Annotated in this window: 9 protein-coding genes; 5 read left to right on the forward strand and 4 right to left on the reverse strand. The window is 69.0% G+C overall.

Annotated features, from left to right (window positions below; genetic code table 11):
- Window positions 1-191: 191 nt before the first annotated feature.
- Together IU452_RS10125 and IU452_RS10130 are read right to left on the reverse strand one after the other, a co-directional pair.
- On the reverse strand, window positions 192-1,856 hold the full coding sequence (locus tag IU452_RS10125; RefSeq protein ID WP_195108692.1) for an AMP-binding protein: 1,665 nt from the start codon (window positions 1,854-1,856) through the stop codon (window positions 192-194).
- On the reverse strand, window positions 1,853-5,854 hold the full coding sequence (locus IU452_RS10130) for an SDR family NAD(P)-dependent oxidoreductase (RefSeq protein WP_195108693.1): 4,002 nt from the start codon (window positions 5,852-5,854) through the stop codon (window positions 1,853-1,855). The genes IU452_RS10125 and IU452_RS10130 overlap by 4 nt, the downstream gene beginning before the upstream one ends.
- A 225-nt stretch (window positions 5,855-6,079) precedes the next feature.
- On the opposite strand from IU452_RS10130, the gene IU452_RS10135 reads away from it, so the two are divergent.
- On the forward strand, window positions 6,080-7,039 hold the full coding sequence (locus IU452_RS10135; RefSeq protein WP_324192532.1) for an MBL fold metallo-hydrolase: 960 nt from the start codon (window positions 6,080-6,082) through the stop codon (window positions 7,037-7,039).
- A gap of 220 nt (window positions 7,040-7,259) precedes the next feature.
- On the forward strand, window positions 7,260-8,108 hold the full coding sequence (locus IU452_RS10140; protein WP_228817102.1) for a DMT family transporter: 849 nt from the start codon (window positions 7,260-7,262) through the stop codon (window positions 8,106-8,108).
- 10 nt (window positions 8,109-8,118) lie between these two features.
- Here IU452_RS10140 and IU452_RS10145 read toward each other — a convergent pair whose 3' ends face one another.
- Both IU452_RS10145 and IU452_RS10150 read right to left on the reverse strand, forming a co-directional pair.
- A complete protein-coding gene (locus IU452_RS10145; RefSeq protein WP_195108995.1) occupies window positions 8,119-8,955 on the reverse strand; it encodes a GNAT family N-acetyltransferase in 837 nt (278 codons plus the stop codon).
- 63 nt (window positions 8,956-9,018) lie between these two features.
- Entirely contained in the window at window positions 9,019-9,990 is a 972-nt protein-coding gene (locus IU452_RS10150; RefSeq protein WP_195108694.1) for an NAD(P)H-dependent flavin oxidoreductase, read from the reverse strand.
- Between the two features lie 279 nt (window positions 9,991-10,269).
- Between IU452_RS10150 and fadD5 the strand changes: the two genes are divergently transcribed.
- From fadD5 to IU452_RS10165, 3 genes are all read left to right on the forward strand, one after another.
- Window positions 10,270-11,835, forward strand: a complete 1,566-nt coding sequence (gene fadD5, locus IU452_RS10155; RefSeq protein WP_195108695.1) for a fatty-acid--CoA ligase FadD5 — start codon at window positions 10,270-10,272, stop codon at window positions 11,833-11,835.
- A gap of 24 nt (window positions 11,836-11,859) precedes the next feature.
- Window positions 11,860-12,483: a cysteine hydrolase gene (locus IU452_RS10160; protein WP_195108696.1), complete on the forward strand. Its 624-nt coding sequence runs from the start codon at window positions 11,860-11,862 to the stop codon at window positions 12,481-12,483.
- Window positions 12,484-12,642: 159 nt separating this feature from the next.
- Entirely contained in the window at window positions 12,643-12,966 is a 324-nt protein-coding gene (locus IU452_RS10165) for a hypothetical protein (protein ID WP_195108697.1), read from the forward strand.
- Window positions 12,967-12,974 lie beyond the last annotated feature (8 nt).

Below are 12,974 nucleotides of genomic sequence, written 5' to 3' on the forward strand. Positions count from 1 at the left end.
ATCAGCTCCCCTACGATCACCGGAACATGCCAGGATGCACGCCACGCCAGCAGCGGGCCCGCCAGACCTAGAGCCAGTACCAGCGCCAGCGTCGAGAATGTCATCGCTCGTTCGGCCGGGATCGGAGGGGTGTCATCGGGAAATCATCCGTCCGGCGCGCAGGGGCGGACGGAGGACACGCTCGGCAGGTATTACGGGGATGCGGCGGGGTCGCCGACCCGAGCCAGCGCGCCGTTGCGGTAGCGGGTGCGGCATTCGCTGCGCCGGCGGGGCGCGTCGGTGGTCTTGGGCAGCTGGCCGCGCGGCACCAGGACCACGTCGGTGGGTGTGATGTCGTGCGCGGCCGCGACCGCGGCGTGGATGCGGCGGACCACGTCGGCGGGATCGGCCAGCTGATCGTCGATTTCGGCGACTACGACGAGCGATTCGTGCTCACCGTCGTCGATGCCGAAGGCGGCGATGCGATCGCCGCGCACGTCCGGCGACGAATCGGCGGCGGTGGCCTCGATATCCGCTGGGTAGTGGCTGTGGTCGCCGATGACGATCATGTCCTTCAGCCGGCCCGCCACATAGAGCTGCCCGTTGTGGAAGAACCCCAGATCCCCTGTGCGTAGCCATGCTTCGGCCGAGCGGGGGAGGGCGGCACGAAAGGCGGCGCTGCGGGGGCGCCGGAAATGGCCCGCGCACACCGTGGGTCCCGCCACCCAGATCTCGCCGACCCGGCCCGCGCCGAGTGCGCAGTGCCGAATCGGGTCGACCACCCGCACCGACTGCCCCAGCGAGGTGCCGTACCCGGTCAGGGCAACACCGTCGGGAGCCGGAACGGCCCGACCGGCGGCCAATTCGAGGCGATCGAACTCCTCGGAGACCGGTTCGTCGTCCGGTTCGGTGCAGGTGACCGCACGCGTGGCTGTGAGCGGCCCGTAGCACGGGGTGTGGGCGCGGTGCCGAAAACCATAGGGCGCAAAGCTTCTCGTGAAGGCGGACAGTGCCTCGGCACGACTCGGTTCGGCGCCGCCCAGTAGTAGCTCGAGTTCGGAGAGGTCCAGGTCGGCGCGCTCGTCGGCGGTGGTCGCCGACACCGCGAGGGTCAGACCGGAATTGGGGCTGGCGGTGGTGCCCGCGCGGTAGTCGCCGCAGGCGCGGAGCCAGCGGATCGGGCGTTCGATGAATTCCGTCGGTGGCAGGGTGATCGCCGCGACGCCGGAGTACAGCGGAAGCGCGAGCGTGACCACCAGGCCCAGGTCGTGATGGTACGGCAGCCAGCCCACCACCGGCTTGCGGCCGACGACGGGTAGGCGGGTGCGCAACTGCTCGAGGGCCGCGGCGAGATTGGCGTGGGTGACCATCGTGCCCTCGGCCCCACCGCTGTACTGCAGGTAGGCCGGATGGTCGGCCACCGGATCGATGACGACCTCGTCGGGCCGGTCGTGAATCGAAACCGTGAGTGTTCGATCGAACGCGAGATCCCCTTCTATAGACGGTCTTTCGGCCCCCGCCGATGTCAAGAGCAGGGTGGGTGCGGCATCGCGCAGCGCCGAGGCCAGACGACCGGCGTTGCGCTGCGACATCGGGTACAGCGGTACAGCCACCCGGTTGCTGTACAGGCAGGCGAGGAAAGCCACCACATAGTCGGTCCCGTGCCGGCACAGGATGGCGACACGATCGTCGGGTGCTGTCAGGCTGCGGATTCTCTCAGCGAGCGCTCCGGCGGCGCTGTGCAATTCGCGGTAGGTGAGCGCGGTGGGAGAACGGTCGCGGCCGGTATGGGTCAATGCGATACAGGCCGGTGTGTCGGGACGGTCGCTTGCCCACCGGGCAACGGCAGCGGCGAGCTCATCGACGGTGCTGTTCACGGCGACTCCTCGCAGAGGTGAGCGGTACTGGTCCGGGTGAGCGGCATCTCGCCCGAGACCGGAAGCAGGCTGCGCAGCCGATTCGACAGCACGGACTCGTCGGCGATCGGCGTGTAGTCGAGCGCGAGTAAGGCCGGTTCTCGATAGCCGAGGGCGGCCGACAAGACCGCCGTGCCGCGGGCGGTATCGAACGGGACGATCCCGGCTCTGCGCGACAGGGAGGCGTTGCTGCTCGCGGCGACGGGCCCGGATTCCCAACTGCCCCAGCCGATGCTGACGATCCGCCGATCGGTATGGGTGCGGGCACGGGCGACGGCGTCGAGGGCGGCATCGGCGGCGGCCCCGGCCGCTCCGCCGGGCAGGCCGAGGGTGCCGGTGGCGCAGGAGAACAGCAGCGCGAAATCGATCGGGTCGGCGGCGGTGAGTTCGAGCAGTGCCTCGGCGGCGGTCACTTTCGGCGTGAACGTTGCAGCCGCTGTCGTGCAACGGATTTCTGTGTCCGCGGGGACTCCGGCCGCGTGTACCAACCCGCGGATGGTCGAACCGCAGCCGCGAATGTCGTCGAGCGCATTGGACAGGTCCACCCGATCGGCGACATCACAGCGGACCACCACGATTCGATCCTCCGACCCGTCCAGAAGCGGTGGCAGCGGACGAGGTCTGCGGGTCAGCACCACCACATCGCGTGCGCCCGCACGAAGCAGCCAGCGGACGGCCACGGCTCCGAGCGTGCCGAGGCCACCGGTCACCACATAGGTGCCGTCGGGAACGATCTCGATCGATCTGCCGGTCGGGTGCGCGGGCAGGAATCGGCGCGCGTGGACGGCCGAACCGTCGAGCAGCACCTCCTCCGGCGCGGCGGAATGCACCGCCAGCTCGGCGGCATCCCGCGGGGTCGCACCGGCGAGCCAGACCAGCCGGATCGGCCGCACCGATTCCTGCCGCAGGGCCCGGACCAGCCCGGCGACAGCGTGCTGAAGCACCGATGCGCGATCGTCCAGCACCACGGTGACGGCCGAGACGGCGGCACTGTCACACAGGTGGTGCAGCAGCACCAGCGCCGCGGCGACCTCGGCCACGACCGACCCGGCAGCAACCGCCCCGGGCCACACCACGACCACGGCGGCCGGTTCGCGCCGTCGGGACAGCGCGGCGGTCAGGGATGCGCAATCGCGCGCAACCCGCGCGGTCGGCAGCCGCTTGCCCAGCGCCGCGGCCAGCGCAACCGCGAACGGCGAGGCACCGATCAGCACCGCCCGCCGAGCCACCGAGCTCGGTGCGGCGTCCGGCACGGCGACCGGAACCCAGCTTTCGGTGCGCAGAATCGAGGCGGCCCACTCGACCGCCGTGGCCACGGTGGCGTCATAGGCCGGTGCCACCAGCCATTCGTAACCCGTTGTCGCGCAGGGCTCGAATTCATGGTCGACCCGCGAGTCGTTCTCCTCCGCGAGCAACGAAACGGGTCCCGTGTTCGCGCCCGACGTGCTGGAGCCGTTGGAGTCGCGCGTATTGCGGCTGACTGTCGGCGCATGCGCCGCCCCGTCGGCGGGCGAGAACTCGACACCGAGCAGGGTGATGGCGGGAGCACCGTGTTGATCGGTGGCGATGACGTCGCAGACCGGGCCGGTGGGTGCTTTGTCGCGAACGAAAGCGTGCGCTTCGGTCAGCAGGAGGTCGGGTGCGTCGGAAAGCCAGACCGAGGCTATCGAGACCGGCAGCGAGGGCACGGTGTCGGGGAGGAGGTCCATGGTCGCGGCGGCGACCACCTGCAGACAGCCGTCGAGGGCCGCGGTGTCGAGCGGGATGTGGCCGAACAGGCCGATGGCGCTGCGCTTCCCGACGGCCAGGCGGCGCAGCGGCCGGGGACCGTAGTCGAGATGTCGGCGGCGCAGGGCCTCGTAGAAGGCCTCGGGATCGATCGCCTGCAACTGATGGTGAGTGGCGCGATGGGCGTCGACGGTGCGCATCCAGCCGACGATCTCGGCGGGTGTCGGATCGCCGTCGATGCGGCGGTGGGCCCGGATATCGGCCAGGCCGTGGACGGCGGGCGAACTGCCTGTACGCCAACGGCGTTCACCGATCGGTCCGGCGAAGCTGCCCTGGGCGGACCAGTCGATCCATCGCCCTCCGACGTACAGCTCGGCCAGGCCGTGCAGGAACGCTTCCGCCTCGTTCTCCTGCTCGGCGACGGTGTAGGTCGAGGCACGGAACTCCCGATACCGCCGGACGGCGGGGGTGAGCACCGGATTCGGGCCCACCTCGATGACCGTCGACATCCCCTCCGCGGCCGCCGATGCCAAGCAGGATGCCAAATCGACCGTGCCGCAAAAATTCTCGGCCCAGTATTCGGAATCGGGTGCGGTAGTGAGCAGTCCTCCCCTGCGACTGGACGAAAAGAACGGCACCTCGGCAATCTTGGGCGCCAAGCCCTGAAGTTGTGCCACCGAATCCAACGGCATCCGGCGAATCCGGTGACCGTCCGCGGCCCACTCGGCCGCCACCAACCGGGCCGCCATCTCGCGCCGCCGCGCCCGCCGCACCACGGCCTCGACGTAGCGGGGCGTTCCGGAGAGCACCAGCGCACGCGGGCCGAGAATTGCCGCGATCTCGACCTCGCCGCGCATCGGCTCGATCAGCCGCGCCGCCTCCTCCGCCGTTGCCGCCAGCGTCGCCGAGGCCGCGCGCTCGCCGCATCGGGCTACCGCACGGCCACGGGCGACCGCGATGCGCGCCCCGTCGGCCGTCGACACCGCCCCGCCGACCACCGCCGCCGCAACCTCGCCGAGCCCGTAGCCGCCGACGCCATCGGCCCGAATCCCCCACGACAACAACAGTTTCGACAGCGCCAGCTGAAAGGCGAAGATCGCGGGCTGCACCGCCTCGGCGACGGCGAGCCCCTGCCCGAATCCGTGCCGCGGTGTCCACACCCGCGGCCCACCGGCACCGACGATCGCCTCCGCGGCCTCGGCCACGGCGTCGGCGAAGACCGGAAACCGCGCCGCCAGCGCCCGTCCCATCCGAGCGTGCTGCCCACCCGGCCCGGAGAACAGGAACAGCACTCCGCCCCGGGGTTGCGCCACGGACGGTCCGAGCACACGGTCCCGCCTGCCTGCCCCCTCGCCGGGAATCGATGTCTCCTGCGCCCGGGCGAGGGCACGCAACCGCGAGACGGCGTCGGCGTGGTTGTGTACCACCACGGCACCGTGCGCGGCTTCGGGCAGCAATCGCCCTGCGGCAGCGGCGAAGTCGCCCAGCGATGGATGCTTGTCGACCAGCAGGTTCGCCCAGCTTCCGGCGCGTTCTCGGACCTCGTCCGAATCACGGCCGGTGAGTGGGATCAGCAGCGGCGGCTCGACCCCACGGCTCCGCGCCGGTGTAGCCACTCCGCGCAGGACGACAGCAGCACCGCCGGACCCGGAGGGGCCGATCTCGGCATGGATCCGATTGCCCTCCCGACGCGCGTCCGCGGTGCGCTGCAGCACCAGTGCCGTGCACCCCCCGTGACAACCGTCGCGGCAGGCGTCCGAGGCGGATAGTTCCCCCGGCTCCGGAGGTTCGGGCAGCCGCACCGACAGTGGCGGATGTATCCCCCCGACGATCGCGAATGCCACGGCATCGTCGGCGAGCAATCGCACGGCCAGGTCCACCGCGACCATCGGCGACGACGACCCGCTGTCGAGCATGAGGCTCGGACCGCGCAGATCCAGAGCCGTGGACAGCCGTTTCGCGACCCCCGTCGACGCCGGGCCCGCACCACAACCACACGCACGGAATATCACCGCACCCTGCGCCCCGCGCACCCGATAACCGATCCCGGCATCGTCGATGGCCTCGACCGCCACCGTCAGACCCAACCGCTGGCGCGGGTCCAGCAGCGCCGCATCCCGTTCGGAGAGGGCGAACCAGTCGTTGTCGAAGCCGTCGAGGTCCGCGCCCGCCGCCCGATACCCGATACCGACGATCGATACCGGCTGCGGGGCGGGCCCGGCCTCTGTCATAGCGGTGCGGTCGAATCGTCGAACGGGACTGCGACGGCCGTGACGACGGCGGCCGCGCGCCGGATGCGCGTGGCCGCGACGATCTGCGGACTCAGCCCCACCCTGCTTCTCCCTCCCTGCCTCCGGCGGGAGCCGCCGACCGTCAGGTACCCCCGCGATTATGCCGAGAAGTGGCCGCGCGGAGAAGAGCTTTCGGTGCGCCACCACATCGCTTACGGTGTCGCAGTGACCTCGAAACGGACAGATGTGACCGAGGGGCGCCCGGGCACGCTGATCACCCTCGCTCGCTGTTGCTCCGCCGTCGCCGCGACACCTCGGCGACTGCTGCGCCCGCGTCGGCCCGATCCGGCGTTCCTGGCGAATCTTCCGATGGCCCCGCTTCCTCAGGCGCGCAACACCGTTCGGTTCACCGCCCTGATGCAGGGCAGGCTGTCCGCTCCCACCGTGATCGTCGCCGAGGGCGTGCGGAGCCTGCGCGAGCTGCCGATGGCCATGGGCGCCTTCCTCGTCGAACATCCGCGGGCGCGCTTCCTGGTCGACCCGGCGTTGTGCGCGGGTGTGCACGATCGGGTCCTGCCCGGAGTGCCGTTCCCGCTGCGATTGCTGGTCTCGCCGGACAAGCCGGTGCTGGGCCTGGCGGATGCGCTGGCCGCGCGCGATCTGTCCGGCGCCGACATCGACTTCACCCTCGCCACCCACCTGCACTGGGATCACGTCTCGGGTCTGCTCGAATTGCCGGATTCGGTCGAAATGCGTGTTCCCGGAATCGAATACGAATGGGCGATGGCCGGTGCGGAGGCACCCTACGGCGTGGTCCGAGCGCCGCTGCGCGAGCGCGCCATCGGACGGGTGGAGCTCGACGGCCCGCCCGTGCTCACCTTCACCCGCAGCCACGACCTGTTCGGCGACGGCGCGGTCGTGCTGGTCGATCTCCCGGGGCATACCCCGGGCAGCGTCGGTGTCCTGCTCGCCGTCGACGACGGCACCCGGGTGCTGCTGGCCGGTGATGCGATCTGGAACACCCTGCAGATCGAGCTGATTCGCGAGAAGGCTCCGATGCCGGGCCAGCTCTTCGACGCCGATCGCGACCGGGCCTTCGAAACCATCCAGCGCCTGCACTCGCTGCCCGCGGGTATCGAGGTCATCGCCAGCCACGACTTCGCCGCCGTCGCCGCCCGCGCCTGAATTCGACTGGCGGGGCCGGTCGGTCCGCGATTACTGTCGAGGACAGCACGCGGTTGCGTATAGGGTTCCGCGCGCAGATCGCCTGACCGGCAACCACAATCAGATCTGCGCGGACCGGACCGAGCTACGCCACGGCAGTCCGGCAGCCGGCCGGATGCGTCGACACCTTACGGGATAAAAGCCCTGAGGGCTCCTATCAGCCTGTCCTGAGGAGCCTTCGATGGGTATCTCCCCTGCCGTCCTGGCGGCCACCCTGCTCGCGGCGCTGTTGCATGCGAGCTGGAATGCGATCGCGCACTGGATTCCGGACAAGACCGCCTCTTTCACGATCGTGAATCTCGGCGGCCTGGTGTGCGCGGTCCCCCTGCTGTTCCTCGCCGCGATACCGGACCTGCGCTCCTGGCCGTATCTCCTCGGGTCGGTGGCCCTGCACGTGACCTACAACTGCCTGCTGATGATGTCGTACCGGCTCGGCGATCTGAGCCAGACCTATCCGCTGGCCCGCGGCACCTCCCCGCTGGTGGTGACCGTCCTGGCCGCCGTGCTGCTCGGCGAGACCTCGCGGCCCGGACAGCTCGCCGGTGTACTGCTGATCTCGGCGGGCCTGGCATGCCTGGTGTTCTGGGGCCACCGAACCAATCCGAGCCGGCCCGCGGCCGTCGTCGCCGCGGTCGCCACCGGCATCATGATCGCCGGATACACCACGGTGGACGGTGTCGGGGTGCGGCTGTCGGGCAGCACGCTGGGCTATATCGCCTGGCTCATGACCCTCGAGCAGATCGCCGTTCCGGCGGCCGCCTTCGCGTGGCGCGGACGGAAGTTGTGGGACGAGATCCGCCCGGTCTGGCATATCGGCCTGCTCGGCGGTGTGCTGAGCGTATTCGCCTACGGATTGATCCTGTGGGCCCAAACCCGCGGCGCCCTGGCGGATGTCGCGGCGCTGCGGGAATCGAGCATCATCGCCGGAGCACTCATCGGAACCGTGTTGTTCAAGGAGAGCTTCGGCGCCGCGCGGATCGCGGCCACCTGCGCGGTGACGGGTGGGATCGCGGTCATGTACCTCGTCTGATCGGCTCGGATCACGATTGCGGTGACTTGACCAGGATGGCGCGGGTGTACAGCAGGTGGAAGCCGCTGCGCTGCACATTCTGCTGCGACTTGGAGCCCGGCTGGGTGACGACGACCGCGAGATCGCAACCCGCGTCGGCCGCGTCCGCGAGCCGAGCCGACAGCAAGGCGCTCTGTACCCCGTGCCGACGGTGCGCGGGGGCGGTCGCGGCGCCGTTGAGCTGGGCTATACCGTCGGCCAGGCGCATACTCGCGCCCCCGGCCACGGTGCCGTCGCGCCGTGCGAGGTAGCGGCGCACACCGCCCGCCTCGGTCATATCCCGTACGGCATTGGCGAGGATCTCCCGCGGGAATTCCTCGTGGGAGGGCAGGCCTTCCGTATCCGGATGGGCGAAGCCCTCGGTCACCACGTCGAGCCAGGACCCGAATTCGTCCTCGGTGCTGATCGAGACCTCGACCCCGGGCGGTGTGATCCGGTCGCGGCCCGTGCGCAACGCCAGGCCGAGCACATTCTCGAACGAGATGAGCCGGTACCCGTGGCCGGTGAGTCGTGCGGCGATCTCGGGATCGGCCAGATGTGCCAATTCGACTTGCACCGGCGTATCCCGCTCGGCGAAGGCCCGTTCGACATCGTCCAGATCCGCGGCCGACGGCACGCCGCCGAAGCCGAGCCCCACCACCTTGTTCAGCGGTGAGCCGGCCTCGGCGTAGCAGGCCGCGCCACCGGCGAGCGGCCGGACGAAACCCGCGACGTCCGGCCGCCGCCGCAGTGCGGCCTCGGCGGCCTTGGTGATGAGCCCGATCTCGGCGCGCTCGATGCGCGCGGCCAAGGCGGTGTCACAGAACAGGGGTTCGTCGCGGTTGCTCACCCCTCGAGTATTGCGGTGCTGTCGACCGAATTTCCGCGCGAATCAGGCGACGAAGGAGGCGAGGCGGTCGTTGATGAGCGATTCGGCCTCGGCGACCATCCGCGAGATCAGCTCGGCGCAGGTCGGAATGTCATCGATCAGGCCCTGCACCTGTCCGGCGGACCAGATGCCCGCGTCCAGATCCCCCTCCTCGAAGACCCGGCGGCCCCGCGCGCCCGCGACGAGATCACGCACGTCCTCGAAAGCGCCGCCGGCCTTTTCGATCTCGACCACCTTGCGGCTCACCTCGTTGTCGGCGACCCGGGCGGTGTTGTGCATGGTGCGGAAGATGAGCTGGGTGTTGCGCTCGGTGTGCGCGACGATCTGCTCCTTGACCTTCTGATGGACGCCCGATTCCTGGGTGCACATGAAGCGGGTGCCCATGTTGACACCGTCCGCGCCCAGCGCCAGCGCCGCCACCAGGCCGCGCGCGTCGGCGATACCGCCCGAGGCGATGATCGGGATGTCCAAGGCCTTCGCGGCGGCGGGGATCAGGATCAGGCCCGGCACGTCGTCCTCGCCCGGGTGCCCGGCGCATTCGAAACCGTCGATGCTGACGCCGTCGACGCCGATCTTCTGCGCCTTGAGCGCGTGCCGGACGCTGGTGCACTTGTGCAGCACCTTGATCCCGGCCTCCTTGTAGGCGGGCAGGAACGGTTCCGGATTCGCGCCGGCGGTCTCGACGATCTTGACGCCGGATTCGATGATCACGCGGCTGTACTCCTCGTACGGCGGCGGGTTGATCGAGGGCAGGATGGTCAGGTTCACGCCGAACGGCTTGTCGGTGAGCTCACGGGTGCGCGCGATCTCGCGGCGCAGATCGTCGGGCGTGGGCTGGGTGAGGGCCGTGATGAAGCCGAGGCCACCGGCGTTGGCAACGGCCGCGACGAGTTCGGCCCGGCCGACCCACATCATGCCGCCCTGCACGATCGGATGCTCGATCCCGAACTGCTCGGTGAACCTGGTCCGCAACATCTGGTTGTCCTCCTGCCTGCGCGTACGCATATGCACCCGGTTGCAGTGATAGTGGCATGGGCCCGGCCGCGGGGACAACCTGGATGTAAGTCACAGTTTGCTCCTAGCCTCAAGTTTGGCGGAAATCAGCCATCTCATAGCCGGGTGTTTGTGTACTCCAGAAGGCCTTCTGAACTGGCGAATGATCAGATGAGAAGAACTTTCCCGATTCTTCTCTGTAACCCTTGTCACGATAAAAAGTTAGTTGGTATTCTCGCCTCTCGTTCGAGAGGAGTTCATATGCGCGGTCAGGCGCTCGACGAGCCGATCCGGTCCCGGCGCAATCACTGGAACAACCAGATCGCGACGCATGCGGTGATGCGCCCCGACGCCGTGGCGATCCGGTTCCGGGGGCGGGACACCACCTGGAAGCAGCTGCACGAGCGCTCACAGCGGTTCGCCGATGCGCTCGCCCGTCGAGGGGTCGGGTTCGGTGACCGGGTGCTGATCCTCGCGCTGAACTACCCCGAATATCTGGAGGCGGTCGTCGGCATCAATGCGCTCGGCGCCATCGCGGTGCCGGTGAACTTCCGGCTGACGCCTCCGGAGGTGGCCTATATCGTGGCCGACTCCGGCGCCAAGGCCATCGTCACCGATACGGTGCTGCGGCCTTTGGCCACCGGTGTGATGGCACAGGCCCCGGCGCTCGGGACCTGCGTCGTGATCGGCGGCTCGACCGCCGACGACGTCCTGGGCTACGACGATCTGCTGGCCGAACCGGGCGAACCGCATGAGCCGCTGGACATTCCGGAGGACACGCCCTGCCTGATCATGTACACCTCGGGCACCACCGGCAGTCCCAAGGGCGCGATCCTGTCCCACGGCAATATGAGTGCCCAGGCGCTGACCTGTATCCGGGCCCTGAATCTGACCCCCGATTCGATCGGCTTCTGTACCTCGCCGCTGTTCCACATCGCCGGATTGGGCAGTCTGGCACCGTATTTCCTGCTCGGCGCGAAGACCGTGCTGCATCCGCTGGGCGCGTTCGATCCCACCGAATTCCTCGACGCCGTGGAGGCCGAACAGGCCACCGCCGCATTCTGCGTGCCCGCCCAATGGCAGATGATCTGCGAGGAGCCGACGGTCAAACAGCGCAAGCTGGCGTTGCGGATGCTCAGCTGGGGCGCCGCGCCCGCCTCCGACACCGTGCTGCGGGCGATGGCGGACTGTTTCCCGCAGGCCCAGAACGTGGCGGTGTTCGGGCAGACGGAGATGTCGCCGATCACCTGCGTGCTCGAGGGGAAGGACGCGCTGCGCAAGCTCGGCTCGGTGGGCAAGCCCATCCCGACCGTTCAGGCGCGCATCGTCGACGACGAGATGAACGACGTCGCACCCGGTGAGGTCGGCGAAATCGTCTATCGCGGACCCACTCTCATGCAGGGGTACTGGAACAAGCCCGAGGCCACCGCGGAGGCCTTCGCCGGTGGCTGGTTCCACTCCGGTGATCTGGTGCGCCAGGACGAGGAGGGCTTCATCTGGGTGGTGGACCGCAAGAAGGACATGATCATCTCCGGCGGCGAGAACATCTACTGCGCGGAGGTGGAGAACGTCCTGTTCGCCCATCCCAAGGTGCGCGAGGCCGCCGTCATCGGCCGGGCGCACGAGAAGTGGGGTGAGGTGCCCGTCGCCGTCGTGGCGCCGGTGAATCCGGACGAGCCCCTCACTCTCGCGGACCTCGAGCCCTTCCTCAACGAGAACCTCGCCCGCTACAAACACCCGAAGGACCTGGTGGTCGTGCCCGAACTCCCGCGCAATGCCAGCGGTAAGGTCGTGAAAGTTCAGCTACGCAAGGAGTATTCGGCGTAGTTGACTCGAGGCAGTATGGAACCCATGCCTCTCGATCGCACTCGTACCGCTGTCCTGGCCCTGCACTGGCAGATCAACGTCATCAAGCCGGACGGGTTCTTCGGGCCGGTATTCGCCGAGCCGGTCGCCGCGAGCGGCGTGGTCGAGCGTGCCACGCAGCTGCACGCCGCCGCGCAGTCCGCCGGGGTTGCGGTGGTGTTCACCCGGTTCACCATTCCCGTCGGCGAGGGCGGGCTCGTGCGCAACACCGGATTCATGCGCTCGGTGGGCGCGGCGCAGACCGAGTTCCGGCCGGATTCGCCGGGCTCGCAGATCATTCCGGAGATGCGGGACCAGGCCGAGCAGGGGGCGGTGTTCGACAATCAGAAACTGTCCGGGCTGGCGGGTAACCAACTGCCGGACTGGCTGTCCGCACGCGGGGTCGACACCCTGCTGATCACCGGCGTGGCAACGAACATCACCGTGGAGCAGACCGCCCGCCACGGCACCGACCTCGGCTTCACGGTCCATCCCATCGCCGACTGCGTCGCCGCCGTCACCCCCGAGATGCACTCGGCTTCGCTGGCCAACCTCGACTTGACCACGGCCGGATGCCTTTCCGCGGACGAGGCCCTGACCGAACTGGGTGTGGTGCGGCCCCGCGCCTGAGCCGCCCGCTCGTCGCAACGAATCCCGCCTGTTCCCAAGGCATTTCGTGTCCGGTCCGGACACGATTGTTGGACAGGGAACGCGCGTCCCGGTTACGATCAAGATCGTTATTGCACTGCGCGGCGGCGCGTTGCGCAGTATTCATCGGGAGGGGAATCCATGTTGTTGCGTCGTTTCGTCTACGGTGCCGTCACGGTGGCGGGGCTGGCATTCGCGGCCGCGCCCAGCGCGTTCGCCGCGCCGATCGAGCAGGGCTTCCGGGCCGCCGATGGCGCACCCTGCGGGCAGTCCACGTACTCCTACTCGGGATATGACTTCACGAGGTGGAACAACTGCTCCGACCAGGGGGTGAAGCTGGGGGTGAGCGTTCGGGGCATGGGCACGATCGAACGCTGCATCGGGCCCTGGACGACCGAAGACATCGGCGGCGCGGGAAGTGGGACCGGGACTGTCGAGAGTGTCGAGGTTCGCGGCACCTGCTGAGCCGTTCG

It is taken from the genome of Nocardia transvalensis (assembly GCF_015477765.1).
GTDB lineage: Bacteria > Actinomycetota > Actinomycetes > Mycobacteriales > Mycobacteriaceae > Nocardia > Nocardia transvalensis_A.